Origin of the sequence: Streptomyces sp. NPDC020747, from assembly GCF_044334695.1 — a bacterium.
GTDB lineage: Bacteria > Actinomycetota > Actinomycetes > Streptomycetales > Streptomycetaceae > Streptomyces.
In genome coordinates, this window is sequence record NZ_JBIRTJ010000007.1 from 394849 (window position 1) to 411240 (window position 16392).

Here is a 16392-nt window from a genome sequence, read left to right on the forward strand (position 1 = left end):
GTCAGTGCGTGTGACCGCTGGCCGCAGCATCCTTCTTGACCGTCAGCGGCAGCAACTTCTTGCCCGTCGGGCCGATCTGGATGTCGAGGTCGAGCTGCGGGCACACCCCGCAGTCGAAGCAAGGTGTCCACCGGCAGTCCTCGACCTCTGTTTCGTCGAGGGAGTCCTGCCAGTCCTCCCAGAGCCAGTCCTTGTCGAGGCCGGAGTCGAGGTGGTCCCAGGGGAGGACCTCCTCGTACGTCTTCTCGCGGGTCGTGTACCAGTCGACGTCCAGGCCGAAGGCGGGGAGCGTCTTCTCCGCGCACTTCATCCAGCGGTCGTACGAGAAGTGCTCGCGCCAGCCGTCGAAGCGGCCGCCGTCCTCGTAGACCGCGCGGATGACCGCGCCGATGCGGCGGTCGCCGCGTGACAGCAGGCCCTCCACGATGCCCGGCTTGCCGTCGTGGTAGCGGAAGCCGATGGAGCGGCCGTACTTCTTGTCGCCGCGGATCTTGTCGCGGAGTTTGCCGAGGCGGGCGTCCGTCTCCTCCGCCGAGAGCTGGGGCGCCCACTGGAAGGGCGTGTGGGGCTTGGGGACGAAGCCGCCGATCGACACCGTGCAGCGGATGTCGTTCTGGCCGGAGACCTTGCGGCCCTCGGCGATCACCTTCGTCGCCATGTCCGCGATCTGGAGGACGTCCTCGTCCGTCTCCGTCGGCAGGCCGCACATGAAGTAGAGCTTCACCTGGCGCCAGCCGTTGCCGTACGCCGTGGAGACCGTACGGATCAGGTCCTCTTCCGAGACCATCTTGTTGATGACCTTGCGCATGCGTTCCGAGCCGCCCTCGGGGGCGAACGTCAGGCCCGAGCGCCGGCCGTTCCTCGTCAGTTCGTTCGCCAGGTCCACGTTGAAGGCGTCCACGCGGGTCGACGGGAGGGACAGGCCGATCTTGTCCTCCTCGTACCGGTCCGCCAGGCCCTTCGCGATGTCGCCGATCTCCGAGTGGTCCGCCGAGGACAGGGACAGCAGGCCCACCTCCTCGAAGCCTGTCGCCTTCAGGCCCTTCTCCACCATGTCGCCGATGCCCGTGATGGAGCGCTCGCGCACCGGGCGGGTGATCATGCCCGCCTGGCAGAAGCGGCAGCCGCGCGTGCAGCCGCGGAAGATCTCCACCGACATGCGCTCGTGGACCGTCTCGGCCAGCGGCACGAGGGGCTGCTTCGGGTACGGCCACTCGTCCAGGTCCATGACCGTGTGCTTCGACACCCGCCACGGGACGCCCGACTTGTTCGGGACCACGCGGGCGATACGGCCGTCCGACAGGTACTCGACGTCGTAGAACGCCGGGATGTACACCGAGCCCGTCTTCGCGAGGCGGAACAGGACCTCCTCGCGGCCGCCCGGCTGCCCCTCCGCCTTCCAGGCGCGGATGATGTCGGTCATGTCGAGCACGGCCTGCTCGCCGTCACCGATGATCACCGCGTCGACGAAGTCGGCGATCGGCTCGGGGTTGAAGGCGGCGTGGCCGCCGGCCAGCACGATCGGGTCGTCGAGCGTCCGGTCCTTGGACTCCAGCGGGATGCCCGCCAGGTCCAGGGCGGTCAGCATGTTCGTGTAGCCCAGCTCCGTGGAGAAGGACAGACCGAACACGTCGAATGCCTTCACCGGGCGGTGGCTGTCCACCGTGAACTGCGGGACCCGGTGCTCGCGCATCAGCTCCTCCAGGTCCGGCCACACGCTGTACGTGCGCTCGGCGAGGACGCCCTCGCGCTCGTTCAGGACCTCGTAAAGGATCATGACACCCTGGTTGGGAAGTCCGACCTCGTACGCGTCCGGGTACATGAGTGCCCAGCGGACGTCAGTGGTCTCCCAGGGCTTGACCGTGGAGTTGAGCTCTCCGCCGACGTACTGGATCGGCTTCTGCACATGCGGGAGCAGAGCTTCGAGCTGCGGGAACACCGATGCAGCGACTTCGGCAGACATCTCGCAAACCTTTGGTGGGGTGAGATCCGACAGGGGTGACCATCCAGCCTAACGTGCCCCGGGCCACCCCTCGGCCGGGTCAGAGAGCGGTCCCGCCCCGGATCGTCTCCCACGCCCCCGGCAGCCCGGCCTCGACGCCCTCCGCCGCCCGCTCCTCACGCCCGTACAGCACCCCGTACGTGAAGGCGTTCTCGCCCGCCGCGTGCGCCTGGGTCGCGACGTCGCGCAGGGCCTCACGGGCCATGACGCTGTCCTGGTGCTCGCCGAGCAGGTTCTGCAGGGACTTCATGTCGCCCGTCAGGCTCTTCGCGGGTCTGCCGAGTGCGGGGGTGGCCGCCTCCGCCGAGTACCGGGTGCGCTTGGCCTTCTTGCGGGCCTCGTGGATCGCGAGGTCGCGGTCGGGCCCGGGCGGCAGCTCGATGGCCTCCGTGACCAGGCCGGACAGCTTGTCGAAGTCCTTGCGTACGGCCTTGGAGATCGCCTTCTCCGGGTCGCCCGAGGCGGCCTTGAGCAGCGGCGGGGTGGCGAGGAGCGTGTCGAGGGCGGTGAGCAGGTCCAGGTACCGCCGCCCGTCCAGGACCGCGATCAGCCGACGCCGGGAGCCCGAGCGGCGGGCGTGCGACCAGGTGCGCAGCCGGGTGCGGACGGGCCCGATGAGCTGGGCGCGCGGGAGTGCGTCGAGGGCCGCCGTCAGCCGCTCGGTCAGGACCTCCTGGTCGCGGTCGACGCCCAGCTCCCCTGCGAGCCACTTCAGCTCGTCGCCGATCGGGTCGGTGACGGCCCGGTCCAGGATCTTCCCGTACGAGCGGAAGGCGCTGCGCATCCGGCGGGTGGCGACGCGCATGCTGTGCACGGAGTCGTAGACGTCGCGCCGGACGGCGGGGTCGAGCTCGATGATCGCGTCGCGCTGGGTCCGGACGTACGCGAGGACGTGGTCGCCCGAGGTGACAGGCGCCGCCTCCACCACGGCCTGTTTACGGGGTGCCTGGCCCGTCTCCCCGAGGGCCCTGGCCAGCTTGGACGCGGACTTGGAGCGGGAGACGCCGGCCTTGCGGAGTTTCTTCTCGACCTTGTCGAGGAAGGCGGGGTCGCCGTCGTCGGCCAGCTCGACCTCGATCTCGGTCCATTCGGCGGTCCCGTCGCCGCCGCTGAGCCGCTCGGCGTGTACGCGGTCGACGCTGACCTCGGCGAGCAGGCCCCCGGACTCGTCGACGAGGTGGCGGATGTCGCGGGCCGACTGGAGCCGGACGACGGGGACCAGTTCGGCGTCGCGCACCCGGGAGCGGACAAGGCCGCTGAGCGTCCGGGGCACGGTGTCGGAGAGCGGGGCGTGGATCTCGTCCCGTACGCCCTCGGAGACCGGCAGTTTCAGGTGCCAGCCCGCGTCGTCGCCTCCGGTGCGGCGGCGCAGGGTGAGCGACGCGGCGGCGAGCCGTTGATCGGGCGTGTCGTAGTAGGTCGCGTCGAGTTCGGCGACGCCCTTGTCGATGACGGCCGAGACGCCGGAGACCCGTGTCAGGTCCGGCAGATCCGACAGTCCGGCGCTCTCATCGGCTTCGTATTTACGCTCGATCTCCCGCTTTGTGTCCGCCATGAACCGAATCTAGTCGCGAATCCGATTCATGGGCAGACCCCGAAGGTCCGCTAGGCCGACATGGGTCGTTGCACTCGGATCGACTGCAACAGCCCCACCGCCACCCAGACGGCGAACATCGACGAGCCTCCGTACGACACAAAGGGCAGTGGTAGTCCCGCCACCGGCATGATGCCGAGGGTCATGCCGACGTTCTCGAAGGACTGGAAGGCGAACCAGGCGATGATCCCGGCGGCGACGATCGTGCCGTACAGCTCGGTCGTCTCGCGGGCGATGCGGCAGGCCCGCCACAGCACGATGCCCAGCAGGACCAGGATCAGGCCGGCGCCGACGAAGCCGAGCTCCTCGCCCGCGACCGTGAAGACGAAGTCCGTCTGCTGCTCGGGCACGAACTGGCCGGTGGTCTGCGAACCCTTGCCGAGGCCGGTGCCGAAGAGACCGCCGGAGCCGATCGCGATACGCGCCTGGTTGGTGTTGTAGCCGACGCCCGCCGGGTCGAGCTCGGGGTTGGCGAAGGCCGCGAAGCGGTTGATCTGGTACTCGTCGAGGATCTTGAGCTGCCAGACCGCGATCGCGCCGAGGGCCCCGGTGCCGAGCAGCCCGAAGACCCAGCGGTTGGAGGCGCCGGAGGCGAGCAGCACGCCGAGCACGACGATCACCATGACCATGACCGAGCCGAGGTCGGGCATGAGCAGGACGATCAGTATCGGTACGGCGGCCAGGCCGAGCGCCTGGAGGACCGTGCGGTGGTCGGGGTAGGGCTTGTCGCCGGCGTCGACCCGGGCCGCGAGCAGCATCGCCATGCCCAGGATGATCGTGATCTTCACGAACTCGGAGGGCTGGAGCGAGAAGCCGCCGCCGATGACGATCCACGCGTGCGCGCCGTTGATGGTCGCGCCGAGCGGGGTCAGCACAAGGAGGATCAGGAAGACGGACAGGCCGTAAAGGATCGGTACGGCCGTGCGCAGGGTGCGGTGGCCGAGCCAGACCGTGCCGATCATCAGGGCGAAGCCGATGCCCGTGTTGAGCAGATGCCGGAACAGGAAGTAGTACGGGTCGCCCTGGTTGAGCTCGGTGCGGTTGCGGGTCGCCGAGTAGACGAGGGCCGCGCCGATCAGGGAGAGCGCGATGGCCGAGAACAGTATCGGCCAGTCGAGCCTGCGGGCCAGCGAGTCGCGGGCGAACAGCCGCGACAGGGGGGAGCGTTCGGGCCCGTATCCGGAGACGGAGAATCCGTTCGAGCCGGTCATGTGAGCGTCCTCCGCCTCTTCTTCGGGCGGGCCGAGCGCCTTCGGCCGTCGCGGTTGTTGCCGGTGTTGGGGTCCGGCACGGTGGCGGCCGGGTCGTCACCCGACACCGGCTGCTGCCCGCCCTCCTCGGAGGCCTGCTCCTCCTTGGCCGGGTACTTCTCGACCTTCGGGGAGTCGATCGAACCGTCGGCCTCGATCTTCGGGAGGCTCTTCTGCGGGGTGTTGAGCAGGGCCTTCTTCTTGTCGATCGTGCCGTCCTCGGAGATGCCGTACAGCGCGTTGTAGATCTTGCGCACGGCGGGGGCCGAGGCACCGGAACCCGTACCACCCTGGGAGATGGTCATGACGACCGAGTAGTCCTTGGTGTACGTCGTGAACCACGAGGTCGTCTGCTTGCCGTAGACCTCGGCCGTACCCGTCTTGGCGTGCATCGGGATCTTGTCCTGCGGCCAGCCGCCGAACCGCCAGGCGGCCGAACCGCGGGTCGCGACTCCCGCGAGGGCACCGTCTATCTCGTCGCGCGTCTTCCGCGTCATCGGCAGCTTGCCGTGCGACTTCGGCTTGATCTCCTGGACGGTCTTGCCGTCGGGGCTGATGATCGCCTTGCCGACGGTCGGGTCGTAGAGGGTGCCGCCGTTGGAGATCGCCGAGTAGATCGTCGCCATCTGGATCGGGGTGACGAGCGTGTCGCCCTGGCCGATCGAGTAGTTGACGGAGTCACCGGCACGCATCCGGTTGCCTTCCAGGCAGTTCTCGTACGCGATCTGCTGGGCGTACGAACCGCCCTTCTTGCCGTACTTGCACCAGGCGTCCTTGTTGGCCTTCCAGTAGTCCTGCTTCCACTGGCGGTCGGGGACGCGGCCGGCGACCTCGTTCGGCAGGTCGATGCCGGTCTCCTTGCCGAGGCCGAACTGGTGGGCCGTCTTGTAGAACCAGTCCTTGGCGTTCTTCTTCGGCTTGGTGCCGCCGTCCCGCTTCCACTCCTCGTGGGAGAGCCGGTAGAAGACGGTGTCGCAGGAGACCTCCAGGGCGCGGCCGAGGCTGATCGGGCCGTACCCCTTGGACTCGAAGTTGTTGAAGACCTGGCCGCCGATGGAGTACGAGCTGGAGCACTGGTAGGGGCCGTTGAAGGAGTAGCCCGCGTTGACCGCGGCGGCGGTCGGGATGACCTTGAAGACGGAGCCGGGGGCCGACTGGCCCTGGATCGCGCGGTTCAGGAGCGGGTAGTTGGAGCCCTTGCCGGTGAGCTTGGTGTAGTCCTTGCCGGAGATGCCGCCGACCCAGGCGTTCGGGTCGTACGACGGGTTGGACGCCATCGCGACGACGCGGCCGGTCTTGGCCTCCATGACGACGACCGCGCCGGAGTCGGCCTTGTAGTTCTCGCCGGTGTTGTCGTCGTACACGTCGCGGGCGGCCTTCATCGCCTCGTTCAGCTCGTACTCGGCGACGCGCTGGACGCGGGAGTCGATGCTGGTGACGACGTTGGCGCCGGGCTGGGCCTCGTCGCTCTTGGCCTGGCCGATGACGCGGCCGAGGTTGTCGACCTCGTAGCGGGTGACGCCGGCCTTGCCGCGCAGTTGCTTGTCGTACTCGCGCTCAAGGCCGGAGCGGCCGACCTGGTCGGAGCGCAGATACGGCGACGCGGTGTCCTTGGCCTTGGTGATCTCCTCGTCGGTGACGGGCGAGAGATAGCCGAGGACCTGCGCGGTGTTTGCCTCACCGGGGGCGGCGTAGCGGCGGACGGCCATCGGTTCGGCGGTGATGCCGGGGAAGTCCTCGGCGCGCTCGCGGATCTGCAGGGCCTGCTTGGCCGTGGCCTCGTCGGTGATGGGGATCGGCTGGTAGGGCGAGCCGTTCCAGCACGGCTGCGGGGTCTTCGAGTCGCACAGCCGGACCTTGTCCAGGACGTCCTTTGCCTTCAGGCCGAGGACCCGCGCGAGCTTGGTGAGGACGGCGTCGCCGTCGTCCTTCATCTTCAGCAGGTCGGTGCGGGACGCGGAGACCACGAGCCGGGTCTCGTTGTCGGCGATCGGCACCCCGCGGGCGTCGAGGATCGAGCCGCGCACGGCGGGGCTGACGACCTGCTGGACGTGGTTGCCGGAGGCTTCCTTGGCGTACTCGTCGCCGTTGCGGATCTGGAGGTACCACAGGCGCCCGCCGAGGGTGCCCAGGAGCGAGAGCACGAGGATCTGGATGACGACGAGCCGGATCTGGACCCGTGGGCTCCGGCCGGTCTCCGGGATGTTGGTCACTGCTCCCCCTCCCTCAGCTCGTACGGTGTGCTGTCGTCGTGAGAGCCCATCCGGTGTGCAGTTGTTGTCGCGAGCGCCGCTCTCACAGCCGCTTGACCCCCTTGATGCGTCCCGCACGCGCGACGCGCGCCCTGGCCGCCTTGACTCTCAGGCCGCCGCGCTGGCTGCCGATGCTCAGGCCCGTGCCGGAGGACAGCCAGCCCGCGGTGACGTCGGGTTTCTTGCCGGAACCACCGCCGCCGCCTGCCTCCGCGAGCGGGTCGTTCTCGGCACGCCGGGCCAGGGCCATGATCCCCGGCACGACGAACGGGGCGAGCAGCAGGTCGTACAGGGCGGCGGTGAACAGCAGGCTGCTCAGGCCCACATGGCGGGCGGCGGTGTCGCCGACGAGGGCGCCCACGCCCGCGTACAGGAGGGTGGATCCGACGGCGGCGGCGACGACCACGGCCATCGGGCCGGTCGCGGACTTGAGCTGGCCGTTGTCGGGTTTGGCGAGTCCGGCGAGGTAGCCGATGACGCAGAGCACGAGGGCGTAGCGTCCGGCGGCGTGGTCGGCGGGCGGGGCCAGGTCGGCGAGCAGGCCCGCGCCGAAGCCGACGAGGGCGCCGCCGACATGGCCGTAGACCAGGGCGAGGCCGAGCACGGTGAGCAGCAGCAGGTCGGGGACGGCGCCCGGCAGGTGGAGCCGGGCCAGCACGCTCACCTGGATCACCAGGGCGACGACCACGAGGGTGGTGGAGAGCAGCATTCGGTTGAAGCGCATGGGATTCAGCTCCTGCTTCCTACTGCTCTTGCTGCAGACCGTCGGCGGGCGCGTTCGCCGAGGGCGTGACCGTCACGGTCACGGTCGGCGTGGGCGTTGGTTCCGGTTTGGGCGGCAGCACGTCGTCACGTGGGTCCTTGCGCGGGGCCTGGACGACGACGCCGACGATGTCGAGCTTGGTGAAGGACACGTACGGCGTGACGTAGAGCGTGCGGGTCAGGTCGCCGCCGGAGGGGTCGACGCGGGACACGATGCCCACGGGCACTCCGGGCACGAACGGCCGGTCGGCCTGGGATCCGAAGGTGACCAGCCGGTCGCCGTTCTTGATCTTGGCCTTGCCGTTGAGCAGCTCCACGCGCAGCGGGCGGTCCCCCTGGCCGGAGGCGAAGCCCAGCTCGTCGGTGGACTCCATGCGTGTGCCGACCGTGAAGTCGGGGTCGTTGGCGAGCAGCACGGTGGCGGTGTTGGGCCCCACGGTGGTGACGCGCCCGACCAGCCCGTCCCCGTTCAGGACGGTCATGTCGCGCTTGATGCCGTCGTTCGCGCCGACGTCGATGGTCACGGTCCAGGAGAAGCCCTGGGCCGCTCCTATGGCGATGACCTCGGCACCCTTGATGCCGTACTGCCCGGCGCCGGCCGTCTTGAGGACCTTGTCGAGCTGTTTGAGGCGGCTGCGGTTGCGGTCGTCGCTGCCCAGCTTCGCCTTCAACGCGGCGTTGTCGCGCTCCAGTTGGGCGATGCGGTCGTGGCGGCCACCGGAGCCCTTCACGGCCTCGATCGCGTTGCCGACGGGGTCGACCGCGGAGGACACCCCGTTCTCGATCGGGCCGAAGACGGTGGCGGCGGCCTGCCGGGCACCGTCGACCGGCGAATCCTTGCCACCACGGATGTCCACCGTGATCAAAGCGAACGCGATGGCGATCAGCAGCACCAAGAGCAGCCGGCTCTCTCGTGTGTCCCTCACGTGCGGCGGCCGTGCCTTCCTCGTCGAATACGTGTATGACTCACCCGGAAAATCCCCGGAGTGCGGCGGATCCACGGGCGGCGTTACGGGGGAGCCTATGCCCCAATATCAACGATCCGCCGTACGAGAAGGGATCATCCCGTACGGCGGAATCGAAGAGTTACGTCATCTGCGCGGCTGGGCGTCCAGAACCTGCTGGAGCGCCTCGAACTCCTCGACGCACTTGCCGGAGCCGAGCGCCACGCTGTCGAGCGGATCCTCCGCGATATGGATCGGCATGCCCGTCTCGCGACGCAGCCGCTCGTCGAGACCGCGCAGCAGGGCGCCACCACCGGTGAGCACGATCCCGCGGTCCATGACGTCGCCGGACAGCTCCGGCGGGCACTTGTCGAGGGTGGTCTTGACCGCGTCGACGATGGCGTTGACGGGCTCCTCGATCGCCTTGCGGACTTCGGCGGCCGAGATGACTACGGTCTTAGGGAGGCCGGAGACCAGGTCCCGGCCGCGGATTTCGGTGTGCTGGTCGTCGTCGAGGTCGTACGCGGAACCGATCGTGATCTTGATCTGCTCGGCCGTCCGCTCACCGAGAAGGAGCGAGTACTCCTTCTTGATGTGCTGGATGATCGCGTTGTCCAGCTCGTCGCCGGCGACACGGATGGACTGTGCCGTGACGATTCCGCCGAGCGAGATGACCGCGACCTCCGTGGTGCCGCCGCCGATGTCCACCACCATGTTGCCCGTGGCCTCGTGGACCGGCAGGCCGGAGCCGATGGCCGCGGCCATGGGCTCCTCGATGATGTGCACCTGGCGGGCGCCGGCCTGGGACGACGCCTCGATGACGGCACGGCGCTCGACGCCCGTGATGCCCGAGGGCACACAGACGACGACGCGAGGACGGGCGAGATAGCGCCGCTTGTGGATCTTCAGGATGAAGTAGCGGAGCATACGCTCGGTGATCTCGAAGTCGGCGATGACGCCGTCCTTCAGCGGGCGCACGGCAACGATGTTGCCAGGCGTCCGCCCGATCATCTTCTTCGCTTCCGCGCCGACCGCGAGGATGCCACCGGTGTTGGTGTTGATCGCGACGACGGACGGCTCGTTGAGTACGATCCCGCGACCCCTGACGTACACCAGCGTGTTGGCGGTCCCGAGGTCGACAGCCATGTCACGGCCGATGAACGACATTGAGTTCCCCATCAGGATTCGTCTGGCCTTCCCAAGTGGAGCTTTTGATGGCTTTTTAGGTCGGCGAGGGTGAGCGCTGTGACGTGAAGGCTTCCATCGTAGTCTCGCCTCCACGAACACCGCGCGAGGGTCTTCGCCATTGTGACCAGATGACGTGCCGCCCCGCTTCTGGAGACGGTCCATCGGGGGAACGCGTTCCCCCGATCGCCACGCATATGCCAGCCGTCAGCAGCCATTGTGCGCCGCTCCCAGGTCAGAAGCCCAGGTACCTGACACAACATCAGAAGATTCTTGGCGGGGCGGGTTCTTCGGTGGGGCAAACGGGCGGGTGGGGCGTGAACGAGGGGTGAGGGGGTGGGGGACGGCCGGGTCTGGCGAGCCTGGGCCTGGCTTGCCGGGTCTGGCGAGCCTGGGCCTGGCTTGCCTGGACCGACCCGCCCGGGTCCCACCGCGCGGGTCCGGCCGCCCAGGTCTGGCCGCCCGGGTCTGGCCAGCCCACGCCCCGGGGTGCCGGGCTTGGAGCGCTCGGGTTTGGCGGGCCTGCGCCTCGGGGTGCCGAGCTTGGCGGGCTCGGGTCTGGCTGGCCTGCGCCCCGGACGCCGGGCTTCGTGAGCCCAGGTCGGGCGTGCCTGGGCCCGCCAGGCCTGCCGGGTGCAGAACCCGGTCCTCCGGGCGCCCGCGCGCCTGGGGGAGCGGCCCCGGCCGCCGGGAGTGGGCCAGGCGCCAGGAACGGCACGGGAGCTGGCCATGGGGCACGGGACCTGGGGACTGGGGACTGCGGCGTGAAACGCAGGGCCCCGGCCGAGCCCGGCATACGCCACGACGAGCCCCGCGACCGCCGGACCCGCGACCCCGCCGACCGGGACTGCGACCTGGGGTCTGGACCTGAGGCACAGGGCACCGAGCCTTGGGCCTTGGGCCTTGCAGTGTCTCCCGGGCGACTGCGTCGTGTCCGGGCGTCCGAGTTCCGCGACCGTGCTTCGCGCTCGGTCCGTCGCCCGTCGGCCCGCTGGTGGCGCGGGCCTCGGGGTTCGTCGGGCCGCCGGTCAGGCGAGGCCCGGGAAGAAGAGCTTCAGCTCGCGTTCGGCGGACTCCTCGGAGTCGGAGGCGTGGATCAGGTTCTCCCGGACGATCACACCGAAGTCACCACGGATGGAGCCGGGAGCGGCGGCGATCGGGTCGGTCGGGCCCGCGAGTGCCCGTACGCCCTCGATGACGCGCTCGCCCTCGACGACCAGCGCCACGACCGGGCCGGAGGCCATGAAGGCGACCAGGGGCTCGTAGAAGGGCTTGCCCTTGTGCTCGCCGTAGTGCTGCTCCAGCGTGTCCTGGTCCAGCGTGCGCAGCTCCAGCGCGGTGATCTCCCAGCCGGCCTTGCGCTCGATGCGGCTGATGATCTCGCCGGTCAGGCCGCGACGGACCGCGTCGGGCTTGAGAAGGACGAGGGTGCGCTGGCTCACGGTGGTGGCTCCTTCAGGTCACAGATGTGCGGATGACCGAGATTACAGGGCGTGTCCGGGTGCGTGTCACACAGCGTCAGGTGCTAAGGGATGGACCGGTCCGATACGGGCCGACCCCCATCGTCCCCTACTCAGGGGCTCCGCCCCCGAACCCCCGCTCCTCAAACGCCGGAGGGGCTGAATTTCAAGCGCCTACGCCGCGTTACCCCCGACCCCGGCCTCGGCCTGCGCGGCGAAGCGCGCCTTCGCTTCCTCCACCTTCCGTCCGAAATGGACCGACGCCCACCACAGCGCGGCGAAGACGGCCCCGAGGAAGAACATGGTCGGCACGACGAACCCGCTCGCGATCAGCAGAACCTGCAGCGCCCAGCCCAGCTGAACACCCCCAGGCCGCGTGATCATCCCGCAGAGCAGCAGACACAGCACCATCGCGACCCCGCTCACCGTCCAGACCGTGGCCATGGACAGATCGGGATCCTTCATCGCGACAAGTCCCGCGAAACCGATGACGAAGAACTCACCGATCAGCGTCGAAGCACAGAGCGTACGCACGGATCAGCCCCTCCCCAGCAGCAACCGGGCCTCGCCCACCGTGATCACGGAACCGGTCACCAGGACACCGGCCCCCGCGTACTCCGCCTCCTCCTCGGCCAGCGTGATCGCGGCCTCCAAGGCGTCGTCCAGCCGGGACTCGACCTGCACCCGGTCGTCCCCGAACACCTCGACGGCGATCGCGGCGAGCGAGTCCACGTCCATGGCCCGCTGGCTGGAGTTCTGTGTGACGACGACCTCGGTGAAGATCGGCTCGAAGGCTTCGAGCAGCCCCCGTACGTTCTTGTCCCCGCTCGATCCCACGACACCGATCAGCCGGCTGAAGTCGAAGACCTCGCGGACCCCCTCGGCGGTCGCCCGGGCCCCCGCCGGATTGTGCGCCGCGTCCAGCACGATCGTCGGCGACCGCCGCACGATCTCCAGCCGCCCCGGCGAGGAGACCGCCGCGAAGGCCTTGCGGACCGTGCCGATGTCGAGCGGCTCGGGCCGCTGCGAGCCGACCCCGAAGAACGCCTCCACCGCGGCGAGCGCCACCGCCGCGTTGTGCGCCTGGTACGCCCCGTGCAGCGGGATGTACACCTCGTCGTACTCCCCGCCCAGCCCCCGGAGAGTCAGCAGCTGCCCGCCGACGGCGACCTGGCGGCTCACGACGCCGAACTCGAGCCCCTCGCGGGCGACTGTGGCATCGACCTCGACGGCCTTCTTGAGCATCACCTGGGCGGCGTCGACGGGCTGCTGGGCCAGGATCACCGTCGCGTCCTGCTTGACGATCCCGGCCTTCTCCTTGGCGATCTCCCCGGGGGTGGTACCGAGCCGGTCGGTGTGGTCCAGATCGATCGGGGTCACGACGGCGACATCCCCGTCGATCACGTTCGTCGCGTCCCAGCTGCCTCCCATCCCCACCTCCACGACGGCCACGTCGACGGGCGCGTCCGCGAAGGCCGCGTACGCCATGCCCGTGAGGACCTCGAAGAAGGAGAGGCGGAACTCCTGCTGGGAGTCGACCATCTCGACGTACGGCTTGATGTCCCGGTACGTCTCCACGAACCGCTCGGCGGGGATCGCGGCGCCGTCCAGACTGATGCGCTCGGTGATCGACTGGACGTGCGGCGAGGTGTACCGCCCGGTGCGCAGGTCGAAGGCGCCGAGGAGGGCCTCGATCATGCGGGCGGTCGACGTCTTGCCGTTCGTCCCCGTGATGTGGATGGCGGGATACGCGCGCTGTGGCTCCCCCAGTACGTCCATGAGCGCGGCGATCCGGCTCACGGACGGTTCCAGCTTGGTCTCGCCCCAGCGCGAGGCCAGCTCGGCCTCGACCTCGCGGAGCGCCTTGTCGGTCTCCTGGTCGGACGGGCGCGTGGGAATGTCGGACTCCGGCGCCACGCCCTGCGTGCGCAGGGTACGGCTGCCGGCCTCGATCACGGCCAGATCGGGATCACGCCCGGTCTCCGCCTCGACGATCTCGTCGAACGGGTCGGACGGGTCTGACTCACTGCTGTCGTGCGGGAGCTCGCTCACACCCCCAGTCTACGGAGCCGCACCGACAGCGGCGGGAGAGGGCCGAGCCCCGTCGGGGACGGGCGGCAGACCGATGGCCCCGGAGCCACCAGGTCCCGGGGCCATCGGCCACGTACACGCTCACCCTCGCCGGAGGCGGTTAGGCCTGCGGCAGCCCCTCCAGCTGAGCCTGGATACGGGCGATGTCCTCGTCGGCCTTGGCGAGCCGCCCCCGGATCTTGTCCACGACATGATCCGGCGCCTTCGCGAGGAACGCCTCGTTGCCGAGCTTGGCGTTCGACTGCGCCTTCTCCTTCTCGGCGGCGGCCAAGTCCTTGGCAAGCCGCTTGCGCTCGGCGGCGACGTCGATCGTGCCGGAGAGGTCGAGCGCGACCTGTGCGCCCGAGACCGGCAGGGTCGCCGTGGCCGCGAAGGCGTCGCCCTCGGGCTGGAGGCGCAGCAGCTGGCGGATGGCCGCCTCGTGCGGGGCGAGGGCGGTCCCGTCGAGGGTCAGCCGGGCCGGGACCCGCTGGCCGGGCTGCAGCCCCTGGTCGGCACGGAAGCGGCGGACCTCCGTGATGACCTGCTGAAGCGTCTCGATCTCCCGCTCGGCGCCGGTGTCACGGAAACCACTGTCCTTCGGCCAGTCCGCGATCACGACGGACTCGCCACCGGTGAGGGTGGTCCAGAGCGTCTCCGTGACGAACGGGACGACCGGGTGCAGCAGCCGCAGCGTGACGTCCAGGACCTCGCCGAGGACGCGCTTGCTGACGTCGGCGGCGGCGCCGCCCGCCATGAACGTCGTCTTCGACAGCTCGACGTACCAGTCGAAGACCTCGCCCCACGCGAAGTGGTAGAGCGCGTCGGAGAGCTTCGCGAACTGGAAGTCCTCGTAGAGCGCGTCGACTTGGGCGACGGTCTCGTTGAGACGGGAGAGGATCCACCGGTCCGTCGCCGACATCTCGGACGCGTCCGGGAGCGGGCCCTCGACCGTCGCGCCGTTCATCAGCGCGAACCGCGTCGCGTTCCAGATCTTGTTGGCGAAGTTCCGGGACGCCTGGACCCAGTCCTCGCCGATCGGCACGTCCGTACCGGGGTTGGCACCGCGGGCCAGGGTGAAGCGGACGGCGTCGGAGCCGTACGCGTCCATCCAGTCGAGCGGGTCGACGACGTTGCCGAACGACTTCGACATCTTCTTGCCGCGCTCGTCACGGACCAGACCGGTCAGGGCGATGGTCTTGAAGGGGACCTCGCCGTCCATCGCGTACAGACCGAACATCATCATCCGGGCGACCCAGAAGAAGATGATGTCGTGGCCGGTGAGCAGGACGTCCGTCGAGTAGAACTTCCGCAGGTCCGGGGTCTGTTCGGGCCAGCCGAGCGTGGAGAACGGCCACAGGCCGGACGAGAACCAGGTGTCGAGGACGTCGGTGTCCTGCCTCCAGCCCTCGGCCTCGGTGCCCGGCGGCTGCTCGTCGGGGCCGACGCAGACCGTCTCGCCGTCCGGGCCGTACCAGATCGGGATGCGGTGGCCCCACCACAGCTGACGCGAGATGTTCCAGTCGTTGAGGTTGTCGACCCAGTCGAAGTACCGCTTCGACATGTCCTCGGGGTGGATCTTCACCCGGCCGTCGCGGACCGCGTCACCGGCGGCCTGCGCGAGCGGGCCGACCTTGACCCACCACTGCAGGGACTGCCGCGGCTCGATGGTGGTCCGGCAGCGCGAGCAGTGCCCGACGCTGTGGACGTACGGACGCTTCTCGGCGACGATCCGGCCCTGCGAGCGCAGCGCGCCGACGATGGCGGAGCGCGCCTCGTAGCGGTCGAGTCCCTCGAAGGGGCCGTGGACGGTGATGATCGCCCGCTCGTCCATGACCGTGATCGACTCCAGGCCGTGGCGCCGGCCGATCGCGAAGTCGTTCGGGTCGTGGGCGGGGGTGACCTTGACGGCACCCGTGCCGAACTCGGGGTCGACGTGCGTGTCCGCGACGACCGGGATGGTGCGGTCGGTCAGCGGCAGCTTGATGCGCTTGCCGATGAGGTGGCGGTAGCGCTCGTCGTCGGGGTGAACGGCGACGGCGGTGTCACCGAGCATCGTCTCGGCGCGGGTGGTGGCGACGACGAGCGTCTCGTCACCCTCGCCGTACTTGATGGAGACGAGCTCGCCGTCGTCCTCCTGGTACTCGACCTCGATGTCCGAAATGGCCGTCAGACAGCGGGGACACCAATTGATGATGCGCTCGGCGCGGTAGATCAGCTCGTCGTCGTACAGCTTCTTGAAGATGGTCTGGACGGCCTTGGACAGCCCCTCGTCCATGGTGAACCGCTCGCGGTCCCAGTCCACGCCGTCCCCGAGCCGGCGCATCTGCCCGAGGATCCTGCCGCCGTACTCTTCCTTCCACTGCCAGACGCGCTCGACGAACTCCTCGCGCCCGAGGTCGTGCCGCGACTTGCCCTCCTCGGCAAGCTGCTGCTCGACCTTGTTCTGCGTGGCGATACCGGCGTGGTCCATGCCCGGCAGCCACAGCGCCTCGTACCCCTGCATGCGCTTGCGCCTGGTCAGCGCGTCCATGAGCGTGTGCTGGAAGGCGTGCCCCAGGTGCAGCGACCCGGTGACGTTCGGCGGCGGAATGACGATGGTGTACGGCGGCTTCTCGCTCTTCGCGTCGGCGGCGAAGTAACCCCGTTCCACCCAGCGCTCGTACAGCTTCCCCTCTACCTCGGCCGGCGCGTACTGGGTCGGCAGTTCGGGGGCGTTGGCTGGCGTCTGCTGCTGAGCGTTCTCGGTCACGGGGTCAGTTTAGGGGTGTCACGGGCTCGCTCTGAAACTCGATTACTTAGTAACGGTGAGGGCCCCGATGCTCCACCCGCCCTCCCCTTGGGTCAGGATGTTCGGAACACATAAGCATCTG

Annotated in this window: 11 protein-coding genes; all 11 read right to left on the reverse strand. The window is 69.2% G+C overall.

The annotated features are described in order from the left end of the window. Position 1 precedes the first annotated feature (1 nt). Entirely contained in the window at positions 2–1963 is a 1962-nt protein-coding gene (locus ACH4YP_RS21215; RefSeq protein WP_398491762.1) for a TIGR03960 family B12-binding radical SAM protein, read from the reverse strand. A gap of 79 nt (positions 1964–2042) precedes the next feature. After that, positions 2043–3557: a CHAD domain-containing protein gene (locus ACH4YP_RS21220; RefSeq protein WP_398491764.1), complete on the reverse strand. Its 1515-nt coding sequence runs from the start codon at positions 3555–3557 to the stop codon at positions 2043–2045. A 50-nt stretch (positions 3558–3607) separates the two neighbouring features. Continuing rightward, positions 3608–4807, reverse strand: a complete 1200-nt coding sequence (rodA, locus tag ACH4YP_RS21225; RefSeq protein WP_398491766.1) for a rod shape-determining protein RodA — start codon at positions 4805–4807, stop codon at positions 3608–3610. Continuing rightward, on the reverse strand, positions 4804–7059 hold the full coding sequence (mrdA, locus tag ACH4YP_RS21230; RefSeq protein WP_398491768.1) for a penicillin-binding protein 2: 2256 nt from the start codon (positions 7057–7059) through the stop codon (positions 4804–4806). The genes rodA and mrdA overlap by 4 nt, the downstream gene beginning before the upstream one ends. Before the next feature lie 82 nt (positions 7060–7141). After that, the gene (gene mreD, locus ACH4YP_RS21235; protein WP_361059285.1) at positions 7142–7822 is read right to left on the reverse strand and encodes a rod shape-determining protein MreD; all 681 of its coding nucleotides are present in this window, start codon (positions 7820–7822) and stop codon (positions 7142–7144) included. 19 nt (positions 7823–7841) lie between these two features. Next, positions 7842–8786: a rod shape-determining protein MreC gene (gene mreC, locus ACH4YP_RS21240; protein ID WP_361059283.1), complete on the reverse strand. Its 945-nt coding sequence runs from the start codon at positions 8784–8786 to the stop codon at positions 7842–7844. Between the two features lie 165 nt (positions 8787–8951). Further along, on the reverse strand, positions 8952–9971 hold the full coding sequence (locus ACH4YP_RS21245; protein WP_361059281.1) for a rod shape-determining protein: 1020 nt from the start codon (positions 9969–9971) through the stop codon (positions 8952–8954). 1046 nt (positions 9972–11017) lie between these two features. Beyond that, positions 11018–11431, reverse strand: coding sequence for a nucleoside-diphosphate kinase (gene ndk, locus ACH4YP_RS21250; RefSeq protein WP_361059279.1), 414 nt, complete (start codon positions 11429–11431; stop codon positions 11018–11020). Between the two features lie 192 nt (positions 11432–11623). After that, complete coding sequence (locus tag ACH4YP_RS21255) at positions 11624–11983, reverse strand: DUF4233 domain-containing protein (RefSeq protein WP_361059277.1); 360 nt, start codon at positions 11981–11983, stop codon at positions 11624–11626. A 3-nt stretch (positions 11984–11986) separates the two neighbouring features. After that, positions 11987–13501: a folylpolyglutamate synthase/dihydrofolate synthase family protein gene (locus ACH4YP_RS21260; RefSeq protein ID WP_361059275.1), complete on the reverse strand. Its 1515-nt coding sequence runs from the start codon at positions 13499–13501 to the stop codon at positions 11987–11989. A 139-nt stretch (positions 13502–13640) separates the two neighbouring features. After that, positions 13641–16271 (reverse strand): valine--tRNA ligase, encoded by a 2631-nt coding sequence (locus ACH4YP_RS21265; protein WP_361059273.1) that lies wholly within the window; start codon positions 16269–16271, stop codon positions 13641–13643. Between the last annotated feature and the right edge of the window lie 121 nt (positions 16272–16392).

Coding starts and splice junctions, on each gene's coding strand:
- rodA (WP_398491766.1), bottom strand. CDS start 4,807: ATGACCGGCTCGAACGGATTCTCCGTCTCCGGATACGGGCCCGAACGC.
- ACH4YP_RS21220 (WP_398491764.1), bottom strand. CDS start 3,557: ATGGCGGACACAAAGCGGGAGATCGAGCGTAAATACGAAGCCGATGAG.
- mreD (WP_361059285.1), bottom strand. CDS start 7,822: ATGCGCTTCAACCGAATGCTGCTCTCCACCACCCTCGTGGTCGTCGCC.
- ACH4YP_RS21215 (WP_398491762.1), bottom strand. CDS start 1,963: ATGTCTGCCGAAGTCGCTGCATCGGTGTTCCCGCAGCTCGAAGCTCTG.
- ACH4YP_RS21245 (WP_361059281.1), bottom strand. CDS start 9,971: ATGTCGTTCATCGGCCGTGACATGGCTGTCGACCTCGGGACCGCCAAC.